Source organism: Streptomyces sp. NPDC003247, from assembly GCF_042888135.1.
Taxonomy (GTDB): Bacteria; Actinomycetota; Actinomycetes; order Streptomycetales; family Streptomycetaceae; genus Streptomyces.
This window is the reverse complement of sequence record NZ_JBIAPF010000018.1, coordinates 53,160-76,355: the sequence shown is the minus strand read 5'-3', so window position 1 is coordinate 76,355 and position 23,196 is coordinate 53,160. Positions and strand designations below refer to the sequence as shown.

The following is a 23,196-nucleotide window of genomic DNA, read 5'->3' as shown; positions in this document are numbered from 1 at the left end:
GCCCCGCGCACGACGGCGGTGGGGGCCGGGCGGAGTCAGTGGGCCTCGGCCGCCGCGACCGTCCGGCGCGGCTCCCCGTCCCGCGTCCGCTCCCGCCGGTCGATCAGCGCCAGCAGCGGTGTCGCCATGACCGTGGTGACGATGGCGACCACGACCAGGGCACTGAACATCGCCTGGGTCACGATCCCCGCCGCCAGACCGAGATTGAGCGCGATGAGCTGCATCAGGCCCCGCGCGTTCATCAGCGCGCCGACCCGCAGCGCCACCCGGTTCGGCTCGCCGGCGACGCGTGCGGCCAGCCAGCAGGCACCGAACTTCCCGGCGACCGCGACCACCACGCACCCCGCCGTGAACAGCAGCACCGGCCCGGAGCCCAGCAGCGTGAAGTCCGTGTTCAGCCCCGAGTAGGTGAAGAACAGGGGCAGGAACACCGTGCCGACCGGCTTCAGCGTCTCCACCGTGTGGTCGAGCTGCCCTGACCGCGGGAACACCAGACCCAGACTGAACGCGCCGAACACGGCGTACAGGCCGATCTCGTCCGCGTACCAGGCCACCAGGAACAGCGCGCCGACCAGCACCGGCAGCAGGCTCTCCGGTGCCGCCCGGTCGGCCAGCGACGCGGTCCGGCCCCGCAGCCGTACGACGACCGCCATCACCGCGACGAGACCGAAGCCGCCCGCGACGGCGACCGACACCAGTCCGGCACTGCCGCCGGCGATGCTGAACACACCCGCGAGCAGCACCCAGGCGACCGCGTCGTCGACGGCGCCCGCGCCGAGCGAGAGCGATCCGAACCGGGTGCCGGTCAGGCCCCGTTCGGCGATGATCCGGGCCAGCATCGGGAACGCCGTCACCGCCAGCGCGACCCCGACGAACAGGGCCGACACCGCCATCGGGACGTCCGGGGCCAGGGTCCCGGTGCGCTCGCCGACGGCGACGATCAGCACCACGCCCAGCGCGACCGGCACCAGTACGCCGGCCGCGGAGACCAGCCCCGCGGGCCGGGCGACACCGCGCAGCCGGTCCACCCGGAAGTCCCAGCCGACGTGGAACATGAACACGACGAGACCGATCTGCCCCACGACGTAGAGGACCGGCCGCAGCTCCTGGGGGAAGAGACCCGACTCGACGCCGGGCAGCAGGGCGCCGAGCACCGACGGGCCCAGCACCACGCCCGCGAGCATCTCACCGACGACCGGCGGTTGCCCGACCAGGTGCAGCAGCCGGCTCACGGCCCGGCAGACGACCAGGATGACGACGACGGCGAGGAAGAACGCTGGTGCGAGGTCCGTGGCGCTCATCTGCTGTTTCCCTCCGGGTGGGGGACCGGGCAGCGCCCGGCCGGATGCTCTGCGAAATGACGTGTCGCGAGCCGCTGGTGGCGGGCGTGCAGCACCATGACCGTGCCGAGCACCAGCTGCCGCACACCTCGCGTGACGTCCTCCACCGCGTCCCGCCGGCGCAGGAACCTCCGCAGCACGGCGAGACGGCGGGGCCGGGGCGGCAGGTCGCGGGGGATCAGGAGACAGGGCGCGCGGTGCGGGATGGACCGGGTGTGCGAGACCGTCGAGTCCAGCCGGAAGCGGCGCAGCACCTCCCGGACGGCGGCGCGCAGCACCAGCGGCGACAGGCGCCACGCCGGGCAGGGACGGTTCGCCGCCATGCCGAACGGGATGTGGTGGGCGTCCTTGGCGGACAGGGCGCTCCAGCGGTCCGGATCGAACACGTCGGGCCGGTCGTGGCCCGTCGCGTGGTAGTCGGGGTAGCTGAAGCACACCACGGAGCCGGCCGGCAGCACCGTGTCCTCGTCGAGCGGTATCGGGCCCGTGGTGATGCGGTGCGCGATGCCGAACAGCGGGTACCGGCGCATCGTCTCGTCGAGCACCTGCGTCAGGTAGCGGTCGTCCCGCGGATCCGCAGACAGCCGGTGCTGCACCCGCGGGTGGCGGGCCAGGGCGAGCAGGAGGTGCGCGGTCGCCTCGGACAACTGGACCACGGCCGTGTTGAAGAAGGTCCCCTGCAAGTAGTGCACCTGCTCCGGCAGGGACAGCGAGGCCGGCAGCCGGTGCGGCACCTCGCCGGCCGCGACCCGGTCGCTCAGGTACGCCGTCAGCCGGGCCCGGCGCCGCGGATGGCGCAGGGCGGTGCACTTCAGGGCGCTGACCACGTCGTCGGCGTGAGCGCTGATCAGGTCCCGGGCGTGCGGCGGGCAGGGCTCCCGGAACACCAGCTCGTAGCAGAACTCGGCCCACGCGGGCATCACCAGGTCGCGCAGCCGTACGAGGCTGATCCGCGTGTCCGGCACGGTGTCCAGGGTGCGTGCGACGGCGCGCCCGGCCGCCGCCGCGAGCTCGGGTGAGCTCCCGGCGAGGACCTGCCGGGTCGTCGCGGCCACGTCCTCGTAGCGCTCGCCGGGCTCCAGGTGCTCCTGGTGCACCTCCGGTCCCGGCGCCAGCCAGTACCAGAACAGGTCGGACAGGCCCGCCCCGGCGCTGCGCCCGTCCGCGGCCGGGTGGGCGTAGACCCGCTCGAACACCTCCGGTCCGTGACGGGCGTTGGGCAGGGTCACCGTCCGGTCGCCGTTGACCTTCTCGAAGACGCGTACGCGCAGCGCCACCACGGTGCGCGGCAGCCACCACGTGTCCGCTCGCGGCCCGCCGCTCACCACGTCCCGTCCTTGCGGACCACCATGTCCCTGGTGAGGTCGGCGTTGTGGCGCCCCCCGCACAGCGCGAGCGTGTGGTCGTACTCCTCGCGCAGCGTCGCCAGGACCCGCCGGACCCCGGCCTCACCCTCGGCGGCCAGGCCCCACACCACCGGGCGCCCCACACCGACGGCCGTCGCGCCCAGCGCGCGGGCGACGGCGACGTCGCTGCCCCGGCGTATCCCGCCGTCCAGCAGCACCGGCACCCGGTCCCCGACCGCGTCGACGACCGCGGGCAGACAGTCCACGGCCGCCGGGACGGCGTCGCACTGGCGGCCGCCGTGGTTGGAGACGATCACCCCGGCCGTACCGTGCCCGACGGCCAGTCGCGCGTCCTGCGGGTGCAGAACTCCCTTGAGCAGCACGGGAAGCGCGGTCACGCGGAGGATCTCGTCGATGTCCCGCCAGGAGACGGCCGGGGACATCGGGATGTCGGTCAGGCCGCCCGGCGGGGCGCCGGGCAGGTCGCGCATGTTCTCGGCCGCGTATCCGGGCGGCAGGTCGGTGAACCCGTTGCGCAGGTCCCGGGTGTGCCGGCCGAACACCGGCGAGTCGACGGTGACCACGAGGGCCGTGCAGCCCGCGTCCTCGGCGCGCCGCACGAGCGCCACGGTGACCTCCCGGCGGGGGTGCGGGTACAGCTGGAACCACACCGCCGGGTTTGGGGCCGCCTCGCGCGCCGCCGCGACGACGTCGGCGACGGCCGTGGTCGCGGCCGCCCCCGTCACCAGCACGGCGCCCTCGGCGGCGGCGGCACGGGCCGTGGCGCGCTCGCCGCCCGGGTGCACCAGCCGGTGGAACGCGGTCGGCGCGACGATCACCGGCGCCGCCCGGCGGGCGCCCGGCAGGTCGACGGAGGTGTCCCGCGCCTCGCTGCCGCGCAGCACCCTCGGCAGCAGCGCGTACCGGTCGAAGGCCCGCTCGTTGTCGGCGAGGACGCGTTCCCGGCCCGCCCCGCCCGCCACGTAGTCGTAGTGCGCCGGGTCGAGGATCCCGCGCGCCGCGTCGTGCAGCCGGCCGAGCGTCACGGTGCCACCGGGGCCGGAGCGAGCCGGGCGGCGAGGAACGCGCGCAGCGGCGCCCGGTGGACCTCCTCGCTGTCCCACTCGTTCTCCAGGTTCTCCGTGAGGTGGTGTTCGGCGACGAACGCACCGGCCCGGTACCAGCGCACCACCGGATGCAGATAGCGGCCGTCGAGGCCCCGCACGTCCTGCTGTGACGTGCGGCCCGCGGTGACGTCGAAGGGGTCGACCCGGTCGTGGTCCGCCCCGTACTCCAGGGTGATCACCGCGTGGGCGTCCACCGGCCCGAAGTCCCCGGCGCGCACGGCGTGCGGCACGTGGGCGACGGGAACCTCCTCGGCGTAGCTCAGGGTGCCGTCGGGGGCGACGAGCAGGAGGTCGCCGAGGACGGCGAACTGCTGCCACAGCGCGGAGGACCGGTTGACGCGGGTGATGACCGCGTCGACGGCCCGCTCGGGATCGTCTCCGAGGTCCGTCCGCGGCCAGGGCTCACCGTGGTGCAGCTGCCGCAGCGCCCGGTACAGGGCGCGGACCGAGTAGCGGAAGCCGTGGATGAAGCCGGTCGTGGCCTTCTTGAAGTCGCGGCCCTGGGTGAGGGTTCCGGCGAAGTACAGGCCGGGCACGTCGACCGACTCGCCGACGGGCGTCACGGCCGGGAAGCGGCCGTCGACGATCAGGGACGGTGTGCAGGTGCCGTCGAAGAGCGAGGCGTCGAACCGGAAGCCGGTGGCGACGATCACCCGGTCGTAGCGGAGGTCCTTGACCACCTCGTCGACCCGCTCGAACGCCACGGGCACGGTGAAGCCGTCGCCCTCGCGCCGGACGGCGAGCACCCGCCCGTCGAGGAGCGCGTTCTGCGACTTCAGCTGGTAGCTGTCGAGGAAGTTGTTGTTGACCGCGCGCAGGTGTCCGACGTAGTGCGACTGCCACGCCAGCCGCAGGGAGCCCGAGCCGACCAGGTGGATGACCGACGCCGTCTCCATCAGGGCGTCGGCCGTCTCGAAGGCGGAGTTGCCCCGCCCGATGACGAGCACCCGCTGGCCGGTGAAGGACTCCGGGTCGGGGTCGAACGTGTCGTAGCGCTCGGCCAGTTCGATCCCCGGGACGCACGGCAGGTTCGGCAGGGACACCCCGGTGGCGACCACCAGGCGCCGGGCCCGCCACACCGTGCCGGTCCGGTCGGTGACGGTGAAGCCGTCGGCGTCGCGGGAGACCCGCTCCACGGCGGTGTCGTACCGCACGCGCGCCCCGGTCCGGGCGGCGAAGTCCGACAGGTAGCAGACCATGTCGTCGGCCGGCGGGAAGTAGCGGCGGCTGTAGCGGGTGAACAGCAGCTCCGGGTCGTCGCTCAGCAGCGAGTTCCAGTCCATCCGCAGCCGCAGCTCCGGATCCTCGTACCCGGTGTGCACCTTGTTGATGGAGATGAGCCGGCGGTGCCGCGGGAACCGGGTGAAGAACGTGCCGGGACCGCCGCCGCGCTCCAGGACGACGTAGTCGGCACCGTCACGCTCCAGGAAGGCGGCGAGCTGAAGTCCCGCGGGCCCCGCTCCGATGATCAGATAGTCGTGCGCCATGGGGCGGAAGCTATCCACCCCAATTCAGAGCGCTCTGAGATTGCCCGCCTACGTTCTCCGGTCGTGCCCACCACCACGGACAGCGTCCTTCTCACCGGCCCCCTGGACCCCGCCGCCCTGCGCCGCGCGGCGGCACCGCTCACCGTCCACGTGGACGACGAGGCCCGTGCCCGCGTCGACCGGGGCCGCCGCCTCTTCCACGCCCTGCGCCACGGCGACGACCGCCCGATCTACGGCGCCACCACGGGCTTCGGCGCGCTCGCCGGATACCCCGGCCGCGCCGACGAGGCCGACCAGTGCGACAACACCCTGGCCCACCTCGGCGCCGGCCAGGGCCCGGACCTGCCGCACGAGATCACACGCGCCGCCCTCCTGCTGCGCACCTGGTCCCTCGCCCAGGGCCTCTCCGGGGTGTCCGCCGACGTCGTCGACCGGCTCGCCGCCACGTTCGCCACGACGTTCACGCCCGCCGTCCCCCGCTACGGCTCCGTCGGCGCCAGCGGCGACCTCATCCCGCTCGCCTACGCCACACAGGCGCTGCGCGGCCGGGGACACGCCTACGCCGACGGCCGCCGCATGCCGGCCGCCGACGCCCTGACCGCCGCCGGACTGCGCCCCCTCGTGCTCGGCGGCCGGGACGCGCTCGCCCTCGTCAACGGCACCTCCGTCACCACCGCGGCCACCGCCCTGGCCCACGACCGCGTGCGCGCCGCCCACCGCTCACTCACGGCCCTCACCTGCCTGCTGACCGACCTCCTCGGCTGCGACCCCGGCTTCCTCGACGCGGACCTGCTGCGCGCCTACGGCCACCCCGGCGCGATCGACGTCGGCGCGCGCATGCGGCGCACGCTCGCCCGCACCACGCCCTCCGGCACCCGGCCCCTGCAAGAGCCCTACAGCATCCGCTGCGCCCCCCAACTGCTCGGCGCGGCGGAGGACGCCCTGCGCTACGTCGACGGCGTGGTCGCCGCGGACCTCGGCGGCGTCAGCGACAACCCGCTGTTCTTCCCCGACCACGCCGCCGGGGACAGGGCGGGAGAGGGCAAGGCGGTGCACGGCGGGAACTTCTTCGGGCAGCCCGCGGCGTTCGCCGCCGACCTGCTCGCCTCCGTCACCGCCCAGCTGGGCAACCTCGCCGAACGCCAGCTCGACCTGCTGGTGGACCCGGCGCGCAACGGCGGCCTCCCGCCCATGCTCACCACCACCCCGGGCACCCAGCACGGCCTCCAGGGCGTGCAACTGGCCACCACCGCCTTCGTCGCCGAGATCCGCCGCGCCGCCGCCCCCGCCGCCATGCAGAGCCTGCCGACGAACCTGCACAACCAGGACGTCGTCCCGTTCGGCACCCAGGCGGCCCTGCGCTCCTACGACACGGCGGAACTGCTCGGCCTGCTGTGCGGGTCGCTCGCCCTCGGCCTGCGCCAGGCCGTCCACGCCGGAGCCCGCCGCCCCACCGCCCCCCGGTGCGGCGCACTCCTCGACGCCCTCATCGACGCGATCCCCCCGGTCGAGCCCGACCGCCCACTGGACGCGGACGTGCGCGCCGCGGCACGCCTGCTCGCCACGCTCGACCCGTCCTGACCGGACGGGCCGGGCCCGCGTCGGACGGGGCGGTCCACCGCGGGAGCCGGATGGTGAAGCGGGCACCCTGCCCGGGACGGCCGACGGCGACGACGGTGCCCCCGTGCCCGGTGACGACTTCCCGCAACAGCGCCAGACCCAGCCCGTACCGGCCTCCGCCGCCGCTCCGGTGGAACCGCTCGAACAGCCGTTCCGTCTCCGTCGGATCGAAGCCGGGACCGGTGTCCGTCACGGTCAGCCAGACCATGGCGCCGACCTGCGCGAGGACCACCTCGATCCGTCCGCCTTCCGGGGTGTGGCTGATCGCGTTGGACAGCAGCTCACCGACGGCACGGCGCAGCGCGGACTCGATGCCGTCGACGAACAGGGGGTGCGGGGGACCGTCGACGTCGACGTCCAGGCGGCGGTCCCGGGTCCGGTCCGACTCCTCGGCCACCACCGACCGGGCCAGCGCGACCAGGTCGACCGGCCGGCGTTCCGACGGCCGCGCCGGGCCCGCCGTGAGGCTCGCGGACAGCAGCAGGTCGTCGAGCACCTCGCCGAGCCGGCCGACCGAACCGACCAGCCGGGTCAGCCCCTCGCGGTGCGGGGCCGGCAGATCCTCGGCGACCGCCTGCCGCGACAGCACCTGCGCCCGCGTGTACACCTGGGTGATCGGCGTGCGCAGTTCGTGACTGGCGTCCGTGACGAACCGGCGCTGCCGGCAGAGCGCCTCGGCCAACGGTGCCACCGACAGGCGACCGAGGACCCATCCCGCGACGGCGGCGGCGAGCAGCCCCACCGCCTCGGCCACGCCCAGCGCGAACCACAGGTGCGTGCGGTCGGCCAGCTGGAAACGCATGTCGAACACCGCCTGCACCACGGTCCCGTCCGCCCTGACCTGCGTGCGCACCAGGTAGACCGTGCCGTCCCGGCGCAGGGTGCGCTCCATGGGCTCGTGGGTGCGGTGCACCCGCACCAGGTCGGCGCGCACCGGGAACCCGGCCGGGGCGTTCACCAGGGGAGTCCCGCCCGGCGTGTACAGCCAGGTGCACACCGGCGGGCTCGACGGGTCGCCGCGCGCGGCGCCGTAGCGCAGCTCCCGCCACACCTGCTCGTGCTGCGCGTGCGTCATCACCTGGTCCGCGACGGCGCCGACGACCGTGACCAGCAGCGTGATGACCACCCCGGTGATCACGGTGATCCGCAGCCGTGCCCGGCGCACCGCCGACCACTCCGCGTGGGCCGACGACCTCACAACGCCCCCAGCCGGTAACCGAGTCCGCGGACCGTGTACACCACCTGCCGGCCCAGCTTGCGCCGCAGGTAGTAGACGTAGGTGTCGACGATGGACGACGCCGGCGCCTCCTGGAACACCGTCCGGCGCAGTTCCGTCCGCGAGTACACGAGGTCGGGGCGCGAGGCGAGCAGCCACAGCAGCGCGAACTCCCGGGCGGCGAGGGCGATCCGCTCGCCGTCGGCCAGCTCGACCTCCCTGCGCGCCACGTACAGGTGGCCCGAGCCGATCTCAGGACGTCGGTGACCTCCAGCGCCCGCCGGCACAACGCCCGTAACCGGGCGATGAGTTCCTCGAGTTCGAACGGTTTGACCAGGTAGTCGTCCGCGCCGGCGTCGAGCCCGTCCACCCGGTCGTGCAGGGTGCCCATCGCCGTCAGCAGCAGCACCGGGGTGCGCAGCGCCCGGGAGCGGAGCCGGCCCAGCAGGTCCAGGCCGTCCAGCACCGGCAGACGCCGGTCGAGGACGACGACGTCGTACTGCCGGGTGAGGCCGAGATGCAGGCCCCGCTGGCCGTCGGTCGCGACGTCGACCGCGTAACCCTCCTCGCCCAGTACCTCGGAGAGCATCGTCACGAGCTCCTGGTCGTCCTCGACCAGCAGCAGCCGCCGACGGTCCCGCGTACGCCCGTGCGCCACTGCCCCGCTCCCCTCGTCCCCGTGAACCGCCTCAACTCACCAGAGTGACAGGAGAGTTGAGGGGAGCGGGAGGGGCGTGAACTCGTCGTGGCCGGAAACCGCGCCGACGGCACGGGCCGGGTGCCGTTCGGTCGCCGCTCCCGGCCCGTAGGGCTCCTCGGCTGATTCCGGATCAGTTGTGGAGTACCTTGCGAGGAAGAATGGTTCCGATCCTGCGGGGGCGCGGTGGATCTGAGGGGGAGCGGGGCCGGGCCGCTGGAGGCGGACGCTCCGCGCCGGATCGGGCCGATACCGCTGGTGGGCCGGCTCGGTGCCGGCGGCATGGGACAGGTGTACCTCGGGGTGTACGAGGGCCGCTACGTTGCCGTCAAACAGCTGTCGGCTTCCGCCGTCGGCCAGGACGAAGACTTCCTGCGCCGCTTCGGACACGAGCTGGACAACCTCGCCCGGCTGCCCGAACGGATCACCGCGCCGCTGTGCGCCGGCGACCGCACCGCCCGGCCCCCGTGGCTGGCCACGGCATACGTGCCCGGCCTCACCCTGGGCGCGGCCCTCGACCTGAACGGCGGTCCGCTGCCCGCCCCTGTCCTGTGGCTGCTGCTGCGGGAGCTCGCGGCGGGCCTGGCCGAGGTGCACGCGCTGGACATGGTGCACCGCGATCTCAAGCCGTCCAATGTCATGCTGACCCTGGACGGCGTCACCCTCATCGACTTCGGCATCGCCAGGGCCGCCGAGCAGAGCCGGCTGACCCGGACCGGCATGGTCGTGGGCACGCCCGCCTACATGGCACCCGAACAGGCCTCGGCGGCAGGCCGGTCGAGTGGCGCCACCGACGTGTTCGCCCTCGGCTCGATGATCGCCTACGCCGCGTGCGGCCGGCCCCCGTTCGGCGACGACTCGGGGCACGGCGTGCTGTACCGCATCGTCCACGAGGAGCCCGACCTGGAGCCGCTGCGGGAACTGGAACCGGACCTCGCCGAGACCGTCGCGGCCTGCCTCGACAAGGATCCCGAGAGCCGCCCCACCGCCGCGGAACTCGTCGAACGCGCCGCGGCGTACGCCCCGTCCGGCCCTCCCGTGTGGCCGCGGGCCGTCACCGAACGCCTCTCGGAGCGGGCCGCCTTCGCGGCTCGCGTACAGGAGGCCGACGTACCGACGCGCCGGCTGGGCGACCGAGCGGCGGAGCAGTCGGACCCACCTCGGCGGCCGGCGCGGCGCCGCCGTACCCGCGTCCTGCTCGCCGCCGTTGCCGTCGTGGTGGGCGGGACGGTCCTCGCCGTCCGCTATCTGCCGGACGGTTCGGCCCCGGAGGGCCGGGCGGGGGCGGCACCCTCCGCCTCGGCGGCGGGCGGCAGCCCGTCGGGCACCGCGTCCCCGGGGGAGCGACCCGGCGGGGACGAGGCGACGGACGAGGACAGGAGCGGGGGCGACGACACCGGGCCGGCGACGTCCCCGGCCCCGGCGACCACCGGCTCCGGCTCCGGCAGTTTCCGCTACCGCAACGGCGACAGCGGCGGCTGCCTCGTCGAGGTCTTCGGTGACGCCGACGACGAGGACTGCGCGGACCCGGGAGCCGTATGGACCCTCCGGAGCGCCCCGGACGGCACCTTCAAGCTCGTCAACCGGCAGAGCGGCCAGTGCCTGCACTCCTACGGCCTCGGCCTCGACGTCTCCGTGGGCGGCTGTGCCCAGGACATCGGCCGCCGGTGGCGTACCGGCCCGGGCGGCAGCCTCCGCAGCGAACACGGCTGCCTCGACCTGGACCCCCTCGGCGGCCTGCTGACGACGACCTGCTCCGACGAGCCGTCCCAGCACTGGGCACGACAGCTCTGACGCCTGTCGTCACCTTCCCGGCGCCCACGACCGGCCTCGGGCAGGAGGCGTTCAGTTCCCTCACCTGGCGGCAGTGCTCGCGAGGAGAGGCGCGGTCCCGCTTCGCTGCCGTGCGTGTCCGCCCCGCGGGCAAGGCCGTCGGAACTAGGCGGAGGGGCGGAAGCGGCTCTGGATCTCCTGCCATTGCTCGGGCCTGACGGTCCTGAGCCACTGGGACTTCTGGAGTGCCGTGGCCAGGCTCAGCAGCCGGGCCGTCGGCTTGCCGTGGTGCTGCGGGTACTGCTCGCGGAACCACTCGGCGAACGCCTCCATGTTGCCCGGAGAGCTGACGGACGCCGTGACGGCCCGCACGGCCTCGCCCCGCCGGGTGCCGAACTCCGCCAGCGGGTCGGAGACCTGCGCCTCGGCCTGCCGCTGCTGCGGGACGTAGTCCTTCAGCTTGTCGGGAACGGTACGGAACTCGAACAGCGCCGCGGGGTGCTCGGTCTCCACGCCGTCTTCCGTGGAGGTGACCTTGGCGTCGTTGATGCCGTGGCCGGCGACCTCGCCGCCGCCGATGAAGATGTACTGCCGCGCGGCCTTCCACGCCTGCTCGTCGCCGCCGCGCGACTGCATGGTGCGCAGCAACTCCATCGCGGCACTCCGGCTACTGCCTTGCAGGGTGTCCAGCATGTTCTTCGGCCGGGTGCGCGGCAGGATCTGCCACTCGTTCTTCACCTTGGGATCGGTGAGTCCGAACGCCTCCGGGGCCCCCTGGGGCTCGTATCCCTCCATGGGCAGGCGGTACTTGGCCAGCAGATGGGCGGTGAAGTCGATGATGGACGCCAGATAGGCGTAGACGCGGGCCACGGCGGCCGGGTCGTCGGGCCGCCCGGACAGTTCCGGTATCCGCTGGGCCGCCTCGGCGGCCAGCTCACGCCGGTACCAGGGCGCGCTCTCCAGCAGTTTCAGCTCCTCGCCGTCCCCGGGCGCGCGGCCGGCCCCGGTACCGAAGTCCTTGGCGGCGACTCCCATGGTGAGCTGCTGGCCGCCGGGCGGCATCCGCACCGACCCCTGCTCCTCGGCGTTCATGCCGGTGCCGGCCGCGACGATGTGCTTGGCGCCGGTCACCTCCAGCTTGTACCGGCCGCCCTCGCTGGTCTGCGCCTTCAGCGGCTCGTGGCTGTGCGAGGCGGTGTGCGCGCGGAAGACGTCGAGCAGGAACTGCACCGCGTCGTTGCGCTCCTGGACCTGCCCTTTCTCCATGAGCGAGGGATAGGTGACCAGTTCGACGGTGTGGATCTGCCACTGCCCGGTCTTGGCCATCGGCAGGTTGTTCGGGTTGGGGTACGGGCCCTGGCTCATGTCCTTGGTGACCTGGACGAGGGGCCGGCCGTCCTCGGACCGGACGACCGCGAACGTCCGGCTGGCGTTCACCGGCAGCGCACAGACGAAACCGCTCAGTTCGCTCTCGGAGCCGATGGAGGACCCGGCGAAGCTCTTGCCGAACGCCGGTGCGGCCACCCGCTGCACGGGCATGCCGGTCCGGCCGCCCGCTCCCAGAGCGGCGGTCACCGCACGGTTGCCCGCGGCGTCCTGGAGCGTCCTGACCGAACCGGGGGTGTGGTGACCGGCGGCGGCCGGCCCGTCCGGCCGGGCGGGTCCGGCGGACGTGCGCACGGGGGGCGGCACGGGTACGTTGCGCGGCGCCCGGTGAGAACGGTCGGGACTCAGCTCGTGCGGTCGCAAGGAGTGCTCCAGGTCGTTCCGGTCATCGTGCCCGACGACAAACGAGCACCGAGGCGCAGTCTGACGTCCTCCCCGCACACCGGGAAGGGCCGCGGGGGCAGGACCGGGGGCAGACTGCCGCACCCGGAGGGCAGTCCTCGGGTGCGGTGTCCCGCTCAGGCCGCCCCGGACACCTGGATCGAGGCGAGGAACGCCTTCCCGGCCAGGCGCCACGGGGGCGGCGCACGGACGGGGCGCAGGGTGCTGGCCGCGTCAGGAGACGGCTGAGCCGAGCCGTTCCTCCGGTGCGGACGGCGAAGGATGCGCCCGTTCCGCACGGAAACTCACCCCGATGCCAGCAGCCCCCGCCTCCGCAACTCCGGTGCCAGGCCGTCCGAGAGCCAGTGGGCCTCCTCCAGGTTCGGGAACCCGGAGAGGATGAACTCGCTCACGCCGATCTCGCGGTACTCCTCCAGCCGGTCGGCGACCTCCGAGTGACTGCCTACGAACGCCAGCGCCGAGCCTCCGGCCAGGAGCCCGAAACCGCCCCAGAGATTGGGCGCCACGTGGAGACTGTCCAGGTCCTCGATGCCGGCTCCTTCGAGGAGGCTCTGGCCCCTGGCCTGGCCGACCGAGCCACGGGCGCCCAGCAGCGCGCGGGCCTGCGCGGCGTGGGCCGGGTCGATGCCGGCGAGATGCCGCTCGGCGTCCGCGAACGCCTGCTCGGCGGTGTCCCGGCTGAGCAGCCAGGCGCGCAGGCCGAACCGCGGCGCCGACCGGCCCTCGGGCACCGCCTCGGCCAGCCACTTGATCTTCTCCGCGATCATGTCCAGCGGTTCGAGCCAGCTCAGATAGACGTCGGCGTGCCGGGCGGCGACCGGCCGGGCGTACTCCGAGGACCCGCCGAACCAGATCTCCGGCGGCTCCGCGGGCAGGTCGCGCCCCGGAGCCGTCACGGAGGCGTCCCGCGTCGCGAAGTACTCCCCGGTGTGATCGACCGACTCACCCGCCAGCAGCGGCCGGACGATCCGCAGGAACTCCTCGGTGCGGGCGTACTGCACGGCCTTGTCGCCGTGGTCGCCGTAACGGCGTGCCTCCCACCCCGGTTCACCGGTCACCACGTTCAGCGCCAGACGGCCGTGGCCGGCGAGCCGCTGGAAGGTCGCCGCGTGATGCGCGGTCAGCAGCGGGTGCTGGGTGCGGGGGTGCAGCGCCACCAGGAACCGGAGGGTGCGGGTGTGCGCCAGGAGCACGGACGACACGATCCAGGGATCCTCACAGGAGGACCCGGTCGGGACGAGTACCGACGTGCACCCGGCCTCCTCCACCGCCAGGGCGATCTCCGTCAGGTAGGACAGGGTCGGTGCGCGGAAGCCCCCGGGTCCGGCGGAGTCCCGGTCGGGCAGTACGACGTTGGTGCCGCCCTGCCGGAACTGCCGGGTCTCCCCGGCGCTCGGCAGGTACCAGTGGAGGCGGATCTGGGCGTCGGTCGTCATGTCAACGGCCCGCTTTCGATGGGAGGAGTCGGAGCAGCGAGTTCCGGAGCGCCGCGTACACCGGTTCCGGATCGTGCCGGAAGTAGAAGTGGTCCCCGGTGAACCACCGGGCGGTGAACTCCCCGGCCGTCTGGTCCCGCCAGGCCAGGAGGGCATCGGGCGGCACCGAGGTGTCCTGTTCGCCCCCGAAGACCTCCAGGGGCACCGGGAGCGGATCACCGGGTTCGTGACGGTAGGAGTCGAGCAGCCGCAGGTCGGCGCGGAACGTCTGCATGACCAGGGCGGTCAGTTCGGGGTTGGTCGTCACGTGCGGGGGCAGCGCGCCGTAGCGGGCCTCGACCTCCGCCATGAGCCGCGGGTCGGTGAGGCCCGCGAGCCCGGTGGCCGTGCGCCCGAGCTGCGGGGCGGCGTGGGCCGAGGCGATGAGCTTGCGGGGCAGCGGCTTCCCGCGGGCGCGCAGTTCTCTGATCGTCTCGAACGCGGTCAGGGCGCCGAGACTGTGTCCGAAGAACACGGCCGGCTCGGCGAACTCGGTCTCGTCCACCAGATCCCTGACGAACTCTCCGATGGTGTCCGGTCCCCGCTCGCGCGAGCGGGGACCCCGTCCCGGCGCGCAGATGCCGTAGACCTCCACCCCCGGGAGCTCCGCGCCCCACCGGACGAACTCGCTGGCGATCGCGCCCGAGTGCGGGAAGCAGTACAGGGTGACGAGAGGGCGGTCCGCCAGGGGCTTTCCGATGGTCCAGCCGCTTCGTGGTCCGCTCATGGCTCGTCCCGTTTCCCCGAAGGCCGGGTTGCGCGGCACACCCGCGTCACCTCGCGGCTCCCTTTCCCGGCCGGTGCCGGACCACGGTGTCGGCCAGTGCCCGCTCCGGGGCGTCCGCCAGGCCGACGAGCACGTCGCCGACCGCCGCGGCCAGCACGCCCGCCTGCTGCGCCGAGACCCGCGTCCCCTGGTAGGACAGCACGGCGGCCAGCTCACCGTCCTCTTCGGCCACGGTCAGGGTGATGCCCGTCTTGGCCTCCCTGGCACCGAGCCGGTCGAGGAAGACCGGCCGCAGACGCGTTCCTCCCAGCTCCGCCGTGCGGTCGCTGCGCAGATTCATGTTCAGCGTGACATCGGTGTAGGGCGAGCGTCCTGGCTGCCGCACCGGGGCCAGCCGCTCCAGGACGTCCTCGAACGGGGCCTCGGCGTGAACGAACGCGTCGAGCGTCTCGGTCCTCACCGCGGCCAGTACGTCGCCGAGCGAGCTGTTCGCGGTCACGTCGGACCGCAGCACGACGGTGTTGAGGGAGGGCCCGAGCAGGTCCGGGAAAGCGCCCCGGTCCGGTGGGACGGCGGGGACGCCCACCGTCAGACTCGTCTGGCCGGTCCAGCGGTGCAGAGCGGTCACCAGCGCCGCGCCCACCACCATGAACCAGGACACCGAGTGGCGGGTCTGGAGGTGCCGCAGCCGCTGTCCCAGGCCGGCCGGCAACGGCACCGTGACCGCCCCGTCCGGCTCGGGCGCCGCCGGCGGCTCGGGGAACTCGACCGTGCTCCGGGCGCCGTCGAGCCGTTCACCCCAGAAGTCGAGGTCACGGCGCTGCCGCTCGCCCCCGCGGGCCGCTTCCCCGGCTGCCACGAACTCCCGGTACTGCGTGCGCGGCGGCTCGGCGGGTACTCCGTCCGCGACGGCACGGTAGTAGCGGTCGAGCTCCGACAGCAGCGTCGGGACCGATTCCCCGTCGATGACGAGGTGGTGTGCGCACACCAGCAGCGCGTGCGCGTGCGCCCCGAGGTCCGCTACGGCGAACCGCAGCAGACGCCCGGACTCCAGGTCGAAGGGTTGCGCCGCGCTCTCTTCGAGCCATTGGGCCAGTTCCTCGTCCGGCTCGGCGGGGTCGGCGACGGACACCAGCTCGATACGGGGCCGCCACGGCTCCCGGACGACCTGGCGCAGCGCGCCGCCGTCCGTCACGAACGCGGTGCGCAGGATCTCGTGCCCCGCGACCAGCTCGGCCAGCGCACGGTTCAGCACCGCCAGGCCGAGTGGCCCCTCGGCCTTCCAGGACAGCAGGACCGTGTTGCGGGAGCGCTTCTCGACCTGCTCCGCGAGCCAGAGCTGTCGCTGCAACGGGCCGGCCGACGGCAGTCGGTCGGCGGCCGGCGCCGCGCCCGGAGTGACAGCGGACGCGCCGTCGCCGAGCTCGCGGTCGACGAGCGCGGCGAGGTCACCCAGGCGGGGGTGCTCGAACAAGGCGCGCATCGGCAGCTTCACACCGTAGTGCTGCTGGATCCGTGCGATCAGCGAGACCGCGTTCATCGAGTGCCCGCCCAGCGCGAAGAACGAGTCGTCGGGTTTCACCGAGGAGACACCGAGCAGCTCCGACCACAGCTGCCCGAGGACCGCCGCCGTGCCGCTCCCGGTGGCGACCGGTCCCGTGGCCGCCGGTTCGGCCGGGGGTGTCCCCGGTCGGCGGCGCAGCGCTTCCTTGTCCACTTTTCCGTTGGGCGTCAACGGGATCTCCGCGACGGTGCGGAACTCTCCCGGGATCATGTAGCCGGGCACCTTGGCGAGCAGGTGGTCGTAGAGGTCGCGCCGGGTGAGCGGGGCGGTGGTGGCCACGACTCCGACGAGGCGGTCCGGCTCGGACAGCACCGCGGCGTCGTGGACCTGCGGGTGTTCGAGCAGCGCGGCGCGCACCTCGCCGGGTTCGACGCGGTATCCGCGAAGCTGCACCTGGTCGTCGGCCCGGCCGACGAATTCCAGCGCTCCGTCCGGTCGGTACCGGGCCAGATCGCCGCTGCGGAACAGCGTCCCGTCGCCGAACGGCGACTCGACGAACCGCTGCGCGGTCAGCTCGGGCCTGCTGGCGTAGCCGCCCGCGACTCCGTCGCCGCCGACGTGGATCTCACCGACCGCGCCGGCCGGCAGCAGCCGACGGCCCGTCAGCCGGTCCAGGAGCAGCAGCCGGGTGGTGGGGATCGGCCGGCCGATGACAGCGGCGTCCGCGTCGACGTCCGCCCGGGTCACGGTGTGGACGCTGGCGTGCACCGTGGTCTCGGTGATGCCGTACATGTTCACCAGCCGCACATGGGGACGGCGTTCCAGCCAGTCACCCAGCACCGCCGGGCGCAGGGCCTCGCCTCCGAAGATCACGTAGCGCAGCCGGTTGAGCCCCGTGGGCGTCGCCGGTTCCCGGTCCGCGATCCGGCTGAACGCGCTCGGGGTCTGGTTGAGTACGGTGACCCCTTCGCGTTGCAGCAGCGCCCAGAACTGCTCCGGGTCGCGGGTCTGCTCCTCGGTCACGAGCACCAGCCTGCCGCCGTGCACGAGTGCGCCGAAGACCTCCCAGACCGAGAAGTCGAAGGCGTAGGAGTGGAACATCGTCCACACGTCGCTCGGTCCGAACACGAACGGGAAGCGCTCGTTGGTGACGAGCCGCACCAGGTTCCGGTGGGTGATCACCACACCCTTCGGCTTTCCGGTGGTGCCGGAGGTGTAGATGCAGTAGGCGGGCGCGTCGGCGGCCACCGGAGGCAGGTCGCGGTCGGTGCCGGGTTCGGCGTCGGCGGCGACGGCGGTCCCCGAGAACCCCGGGATGCCGGCGCCGTCCGGGGTCACCGCGAACCGGGCTCCGGAGTCGTCGAGGATGAAGGCCGCCCGTTCCCGCGGGCCCGCCGGGTCGACCGGCAGGTACGCGGCCCCAGCGAACAGCACGGCGAGGATGGCTTCGATCTGCCGTGGCCCTCGCGGCAGCAGCAGGGCGACGAGTTCGCCCGGCTCCACGCCCCGTTCGAGGAGGACCTTCGCGAGCCGCCGGGACCGGGCGAGGAGCTGTCCGTAGGTGATCTGCGTGCCTTCGTGCGTCAGCGCCACGGCCTCGGGCCGGCGCCCGGCGGCCTGCCGGACCAGTTCGTGGACGGTGGTCTCCGGGTACGCGGCGTCGGTCGCGTTCCAGACCGCCAGTTGGGTGTGGCGTTCGTCGTCGGTCAGCGGGTCCAGGTCGCCGAGCGCGGTGTGCGGTTGCTTCGCGAGCTGCCGCAGGACCGTCGTGAAGTGCTCCGCGAGGGCGGCGATCTGGTCGTGGTCGAAGTAGCGGCCGTTGAAGACGAGGACGCCCCGGTGGCCGCCGTCTTCCGCGCGCAGCACGAGGTGGAGGTCGTACTTGCCGTAGCCGCCCGCGAGGCCGGTCTCCTCCCGCGGCCCGGTTCCGTCGAGGACCGTGACGAGCACGTCGAACAGGGCGGTGCGGCTCATGTCCTTGACCGGGTCGATCCGGCGCACCAGCTCGTCGAACTGCGCGAGCCCGTGCCGCTGGGCGTGCGCGCGCTCGGCCGCGACCGCCGTCGCCAGCCGGTCGAAGGTGACGTCCGGCCGCGCCTCGAAGCGGAGCGGCAGCAGGTTGGACAGGGGGCCGACGATGTCGCGGTCGGCGTCGTGGCGTCCCGGGTGGGTCAGCCCCAGCACCAGGTCGGTCTGTCCGGTGTACCAGCCGAGGACGGCGGTGAAGGCGGCCAGCAGCACGTCGGCGGGGGCCACGCCGAGCCCTTCGGCGAGGGTGCCGACCGCTGTGTCCGCCGGGACCGAGAAGCCGGCCGTGGCCTCCTCGTAGACGTGGACGGCGTCGCGCCGACGCCGTTCGGGCAGGCGCAGGGGCTCGGCCGGAGGGCTGAGCACGGCGGCGCGTGCCTCGATGTCCGCGCGCCGCGCGTCTTCCGGTATCCGCTCGTGCCAGGTGCTGAAGCTGCTGGGTCCGGGGGTGTCGCCGAGGAGCTGCCGGGCGAGGAGCCGCAGCGAGTGGTCGTCCGCGACGGCCTGGTGGGCGGTCAGCGCCAGCCGGGCCGAGCCGTCCTCGTGCGGCAGCACGGTGACGCGCAGCAGCGGGCCCTCGACCAGGTCGAACGGTGCGGTGGCGGCCGCGCGCAGCGCTTCGGGGCCGGTGCCGGCGGGCAGCCACTGCGGGCGCACGGGGACGGTCTCGTGGATGCGCTGCACGACCTGGCCGTCCACGTGGTCGAACGTGGTGCGCAGCGCCTCGTGCGCCCGCACCACCGCCGAGACGGCGGCGTCCAGCCGGGACCGCTCGGGGGCCTCGGGGAGCCGCAGCACGAGCCTGAGGTTGTGGTAGGTCGGCGCCGCCGGATAGATCTCGCCGTTCTCGAACCGGTCCACGAACCACATGCGCTGCTGGTGGGGGGAGGCGGGCCGGACGAGGACGGCGGGCGCGGTCCTCGGGGCGGTACGGTCCGGCTCGGGCGGCACGGGGTCCGCGGCCGGCAGGCCGCCCGTCTCTTGCGGGGCGGCGGCCGGAGCCAGCGCCGCCGTGAAGTCGTGCAGGCGGGGGTGGTCGAACAGGGTCCGGATCGACGCCGCCTCGGCGTCGTAGCGCTGGTTGACCGCGAGCACCAGCTTCTCCGCCAGCAGCGAGTGGCCCCCCAGCTCGAAGAACGAGTCCTCCGGGCCGATCTCCCGCACGCCGAGCACGTCGGCCCAGAGACGGGCCATCTCCGTCACCGACCCGTCCGCGGCCCGCTTCGGAGAAGGGCCGGGCCGTGGCTGTTCCACGGCTTCGGGGGCTGCCCCGAGGTCCCGTCGGACGTCGATCAGCGGTGTCTCGGGGTTCTCGGCGACCGAGTCGAGTACGGAACGGTAGTCGTGGGCGAGTTCCGCCATCCGGGTGGGGCCGACGGCTCCGGTGGGGTCCTTCCACAGCACGTGGGTGCCGGTGCTGTCCTCCCGCACCATCGTCGCCAGGGTGAAACCGGCGGAGCTCTCCATGCCGAGCAGCCGCAGCGACGCCCGGTGCCCGCCATGGTGCAGGGGCAGATCCTGCACGTCGACCCCGTCCCGCAGGCCGGCGTTCCAGACCTGGAACACCGTCTGGTGGGTGCGTGCCCCCGCTTCCGGCCCGGTGAGGCCGGCCGCCCGCATGATCGCCGGCAGTGGCAGGTTCCCGTGCGCGACGGCGTCCCTCACGCGAGCGTGGACACGACGGGTCAGCGAGGCGTAGGTGTCGTCCGCCGTGGGCCGGTCCAGGACCGGCAGGGGGTTCACGAAGTCCCAGACGAGGTCGCGCAGCGACGCCGAGGACCGGCCGTGGTAGGGCACGAACGACAGGACGTCCGAGCCTCCGCCGTAGCGGCGCAGCAACGCGAAGTAGCTTCCCAGGAGCACCGAGGTGTAGGAGACACCGAGCTCGGTGGCGCGTGAGCGCAGCCGGGCGGTGAGTTCTCCGGGTAACAGCTCCTCCAGCACGGTGTACTGCGTCTCGTCCACGCTCGGCGGCAGCCGGAAGCCGATGTCCCGCCCGCCCAGCGTCTCCCGCCAGTACTCCCGGTCGGGTTCGCCTTCCGGACCGTCGGCCAGCGCGTGCGACCGCTCGGCGTGGTGCACCAGTTCGCCGTGGTCGGGGGCGACCGGAGCGACACCCGCGTAGGTCTCCCTCAGCGCCTCCAGGAGCACGAGGATCGACGCGCCGTCGAACACCAGGTGGTGCACGGCCAGGACCAGGACGGTGAAGTCCGTGCCCCGCAGCAGCTCCACCCGGGCGAGCGGTCCGCGGCGCAGGTTGAACGGCCGTTGCCAGCTCTTGCGTACGGCCTCGTCCCTGGGGAGGTCCGTCCTCGTCTCCGTCACCGGGATCTCCGGGCCGCCCGAGCGGTCCAGGACCAGGCCGCCCGGTGTGGCCAGGACCCGGCCACGGAGCTGGGGGTAGAGTTCGCCGATCTCCCTGACCGCCTCACGCAGGCGTGCCACGTCGAGCGAACCGGTCACTTCGAACGGCGTCGGGATGATGTTCGTCCAGGCGGTCCGGTCACGTTTCCACGCGACCCAGATGGCTTCCTGCCCGACCGAGAGCGGGACCTGCTTCGGGTCACTCACATGTGCCTCATTTCCGCGTCGCTTCCGGCTTCTTCCTCGCCGCCCGGTGCTTGTTCGGCACGGCGAAGTCAGGTCGGTCCATGGCGGACAGCCGGATGTGTGTGGGGGGTGTTGACGCGCTGCCGCGCGCAACGACGGGAGACGTCTGCCGGCCCTCGGGCGGCGGCATCGGTGGCTCTCCCCGCCGGGGCGAGGACCGGGGCCATGGGCAGACGGGTACGGCCGAGGCGGCGGATCTCCGGGCTCAGTGCCCGGACGGTGTGGGCGGCGCCGCGTCGGCGAGCGGCTGGATCACACCTGGATCCGCACGTGCAGCCGTCTGAGCCAGGCGTCGAGCTGCAACACCATCTCGACGTCCGCCCGGCCGAGCCAGCCACCACGGTCGAGCCGGCTCGGATCGTCGACGACAGCGGCGGCGGCACGACGGTCCAGCAGCGCGTGCACAGGGGCCGCCGAGTCGTCCAACAGCGCCCGGAGGCGGCTCAGGAGAGCGGATTTGTAGTACGTGTCGTAGGTGATGGGGTAGGGCACCTTCGGCCGGGTGCGCACCGACTCCGGTACCAGGTCGTGCCCGAGGGCGCGCAGCAGGCTCTTCTCCCTGCCGTCGAAGGACTTCGCCCGCGCCGGCAGGTGGTACACGGCCGACACCACCTGAGGGTCGGCGAACGGGAAGCGCACCTGGAGCCCGGCGGCCGTCGATATCCGCTCCGAGTGGAGCACCGTCTGCTCGAGCAGCCGGGTGATCGTCAGGTGATCGATCTCGCGGGCGAGGCGGTCGGTGCGGGACGCACCCGGCGGGTGCCGCACCTCCGCGACGGCTTCGCGGAACAGCGAGTCGATCCAGCCGGACACGTCGATGGCGGAGAGCAGATCCGCGTCGAACAGCCCGGCCCCGATGCCGTACGGCAGACCGAAACGCCGGGAACGTTCGATCCAGGGAAACGATGTGAGAGCACGGGTGGGGTCGGGATCCCCGCCGAGCCCGGTGAACACCGCGTCCGCGCCTTCCCCGCTGAGCACCACCGGCACCGCCTCCGCGACCCGGCGTCCGAAGACGTACGGCGTGATGTTCTTGTCGCCGAACGGGGTCGGGTGGTCCTTGGCCGCGGCGACCTCGGCCAGCAGACCGGGTGCGGAGAGCTCACGGGGGTCGATCTCGGCCTCGTGGTGCTCGCACCCGAGGAAGTCGACGACCTCCTGCGCGTACGGCCGGTCGGGAACCGGGACGCCGGTCTGGTCGAACACGACCGTGAAGGTCTTCGGGGGGTGTTTCGCGATGCCGGCGGTGAGGCCGGTCAGCACGCTGGAGTCCAGTCCTCCGGACAGCAGCACGGCGGGCTCGGCGTCGCCCAGCGCACGGCGCACGGCCTCGTCCAGCAGCTCTCTGACCTGGTCGACGGGGCGGCCCCGTGCGGCCTCCGGTGGATCCTGAAGCGACCAGTAACGCGTCTCGGAGCCGGCACCGGCGGCCCGGAACTCGACCGTGGTTCCCGGCACCACCTCCCGCACGTCCGCGAGCACCCCGCGCCCCGGCGGACGCAGTTGTGTGATCAACGCGCTCAGGCCGTCGGCGGTGAGCCGGGGCCGGACCCACGGGTGCCGCGCGAGGGCGGCGAGGTCGGAGGAGAACAGCAGGCCGTTCTCGGTCACCAGATAGCTGAGTGGTTTGAGGCCGAGGCGGTCGCGTCCCAGCAGCACCCGGTCCGCGTCCAGGACGGCGAACGCGAAGTCGCCCTGGAACCGCTCGACAGCGGCTCGCCCCCACCTGAGGTAGGCGTGGGCCACCAGTTCCGAGGGCGAGTACCCCGGGCGCACCGCCAGCGAGGCCGCGAGGCCGGTGGCGTCGGCGAGGTGACCGTCGAAGACCACGGCCACCGGCGGGGCCCCGGCGCGTCCGAGCACCGCCGGCCCTGTGGGCCCGGTCCAGGTGGGACCGACCGTCTGCACAAGGGCGGCATTCTCGTGCCGCCATGTCCCGTGTCCGGCCCTGCCGCGCACAGCGAGGTCCGTCATCAGGCGGCTGAAGTCCGCTTCGCGTACCTCAGCCTTCTCGGAATAAGCCGACCATCCGGCAAAACTAGACATTGAGACCTCGCGAGATTCTTCAGACTCACGTAATTCACCGGATTCGAATTACGTCCGTACCGTCTGCCGCGCATGTCCCTTTTCTGGCGACCGCCCCAATGACTTCAGCGACACGTTCGACTCATTTCACTCTGTTGAGCGCTGAGCTCTGGCCGTCACTACTCGGAACCTCATAGCAATCTAGCCCGATCGGCCGCCGGTAATGTTACGGGATCATGAAATGTGGAAGGTCGGGACGCACTTATGAAACCTGTCGTCATGTCCTGAATGGTCCGTCTCCGTCGTTTCTTCGCCCTTGTCCATGGAATGCGACGGCACGCGAAATGAGCAGCGAAAAGTACGGCTTCGCCGCGGCGGCCGGCACGGCTTCCACATTTCATGATCCCGCAACATTACCGGCGATCGACGTGGA

General features: G+C 73.1%; 13 protein-coding genes and 1 pseudogene. 2 read left to right on the top strand and 12 right to left on the bottom strand.

What is annotated here, in order from left to right:
- Window positions 1-35: 35 nt before the first annotated feature.
- From ACFYWQ_RS39305 to ACFYWQ_RS39290, 4 genes are read right to left on the bottom strand one after another with little or no spacing between them, the layout of a single operon-like run.
- Entirely contained in the window at window positions 36-1,301 is a 1,266-nt protein-coding gene (locus ACFYWQ_RS39305) for a cation:proton antiporter (RefSeq protein WP_389524221.1), read from the bottom strand.
- The gene (locus ACFYWQ_RS39300) at window positions 1,298-2,665 is read right to left on the bottom strand and encodes a cytochrome P450 (protein ID WP_389524217.1); all 1,368 of its coding nucleotides are present in this window, start codon (window positions 2,663-2,665) and stop codon (window positions 1,298-1,300) included. Before ACFYWQ_RS39300 ends, ACFYWQ_RS39305 begins: the two co-directional genes overlap by 4 nt.
- Entirely contained in the window at window positions 2,662-3,732 is a 1,071-nt protein-coding gene (locus ACFYWQ_RS39295; protein WP_389524215.1) for an alpha-hydroxy acid oxidase, read from the bottom strand. The genes ACFYWQ_RS39300 and ACFYWQ_RS39295 overlap by 4 nt, the downstream gene beginning before the upstream one ends.
- Window positions 3,729-5,300 (bottom strand): NAD(P)-binding domain-containing protein, encoded by a 1,572-nt coding sequence (locus ACFYWQ_RS39290; protein ID WP_389524213.1) that lies wholly within the window; start codon window positions 5,298-5,300, stop codon window positions 3,729-3,731. Before ACFYWQ_RS39290 ends, ACFYWQ_RS39295 begins: the two co-directional genes overlap by 4 nt.
- Window positions 5,301-5,363: 63 nt before the next feature.
- On the opposite strand from ACFYWQ_RS39290, the gene ACFYWQ_RS39285 reads away from it, so the two are divergent.
- Complete coding sequence (locus tag ACFYWQ_RS39285; protein WP_389524210.1) at window positions 5,364-6,881, top strand: aromatic amino acid ammonia-lyase; 1,518 nt, start codon at window positions 5,364-5,366, stop codon at window positions 6,879-6,881.
- Here ACFYWQ_RS39285 and ACFYWQ_RS39280 read toward each other — a convergent pair.
- From ACFYWQ_RS39280 to ACFYWQ_RS39270, 3 genes and pseudogenes are all read right to left on the bottom strand, one after another.
- Entirely contained in the window at window positions 6,787-8,085 is a 1,299-nt protein-coding gene (locus tag ACFYWQ_RS39280; RefSeq protein WP_389524207.1) for a sensor histidine kinase, read from the bottom strand. The genes ACFYWQ_RS39285 and ACFYWQ_RS39280 overlap by 95 nt on opposite strands.
- 29 nt (window positions 8,086-8,114) lie before the next feature.
- A complete protein-coding gene (locus ACFYWQ_RS39275; RefSeq protein WP_389524204.1) occupies window positions 8,115-8,366 on the bottom strand; it encodes a winged helix-turn-helix domain-containing protein in 252 nt (83 codons plus the stop codon).
- Between the two features lie 125 nt (window positions 8,367-8,491).
- Window positions 8,492-8,725, bottom strand: a pseudogene (locus tag ACFYWQ_RS39270) (response regulator); the annotation flags it as partial.
- A gap of 294 nt (window positions 8,726-9,019) precedes the next feature.
- On the opposite strand from ACFYWQ_RS39270, the gene ACFYWQ_RS39265 reads away from it, so the two are divergent.
- Window positions 9,020-10,627, top strand: coding sequence for a protein kinase (locus tag ACFYWQ_RS39265; RefSeq protein WP_389524201.1), 1,608 nt, complete (start codon window positions 9,020-9,022; stop codon window positions 10,625-10,627).
- A 144-nt stretch (window positions 10,628-10,771) separates the two neighbouring features.
- Here the strand turns inward: ACFYWQ_RS39265 and ACFYWQ_RS39260 are convergent, their stop codons facing one another.
- The 5 genes from ACFYWQ_RS39260 to ACFYWQ_RS39240 all read right to left on the bottom strand — a co-directional run bounded on the left by ACFYWQ_RS39260 (window position 10,772) and on the right by ACFYWQ_RS39240 (window position 22,601).
- Window positions 10,772-12,286 (bottom strand): actin cross-linking domain-containing toxin, encoded by a 1,515-nt coding sequence (locus tag ACFYWQ_RS39260; RefSeq protein ID WP_389524199.1) that lies wholly within the window; start codon window positions 12,284-12,286, stop codon window positions 10,772-10,774.
- A gap of 392 nt (window positions 12,287-12,678) precedes the next feature.
- The gene (locus ACFYWQ_RS39255; RefSeq protein ID WP_389524196.1) at window positions 12,679-13,830 is read right to left on the bottom strand and encodes an LLM class flavin-dependent oxidoreductase; all 1,152 of its coding nucleotides are present in this window, start codon (window positions 13,828-13,830) and stop codon (window positions 12,679-12,681) included.
- A 1-nt stretch (window position 13,831) separates the two neighbouring features.
- Window positions 13,832-14,596, bottom strand: a complete 765-nt coding sequence (locus ACFYWQ_RS39250; protein WP_389524193.1) for a thioesterase II family protein — start codon at window positions 14,594-14,596, stop codon at window positions 13,832-13,834.
- A gap of 46 nt (window positions 14,597-14,642) precedes the next feature.
- Window positions 14,643-20,699 carry an amino acid adenylation domain-containing protein gene (locus ACFYWQ_RS39245; RefSeq protein WP_389524190.1) on the bottom strand — a complete coding sequence of 2,019 codons (6,057 nt, stop codon included), beginning with the start codon at window positions 20,697-20,699 and terminating at the stop codon, window positions 14,643-14,645.
- A 291-nt stretch (window positions 20,700-20,990) separates the two neighbouring features.
- Entirely contained in the window at window positions 20,991-22,601 is a 1,611-nt protein-coding gene (locus ACFYWQ_RS39240) for an asparagine synthetase B family protein (protein WP_389524188.1), read from the bottom strand.
- Window positions 22,602-23,196: the final 595 nt, after the last annotated feature.

Bases quoted from the DNA above. Each gene is read 5' to 3' on its own strand.
- ACFYWQ_RS39305 (WP_389524221.1), bottom strand. From the start codon at position 1,301: ATGAGCGCCACGGACCTCGCACCAGCGTTCTTCCTCGCCGTCGTCGTC.
- ACFYWQ_RS39290 (WP_389524213.1), bottom strand. From the start codon at position 5,300: ATGGCGCACGACTATCTGATCATCGGAGCGGGGCCCGCGGGACTTCAG.
- ACFYWQ_RS39255 (WP_389524196.1), bottom strand. From the start codon at position 13,830: ATGACGACCGACGCCCAGATCCGCCTCCACTGGTACCTGCCGAGCGCC.
- ACFYWQ_RS39250 (WP_389524193.1), bottom strand. From the start codon at position 14,596: ATGAGCGGACCACGAAGCGGCTGGACCATCGGAAAGCCCCTGGCGGAC.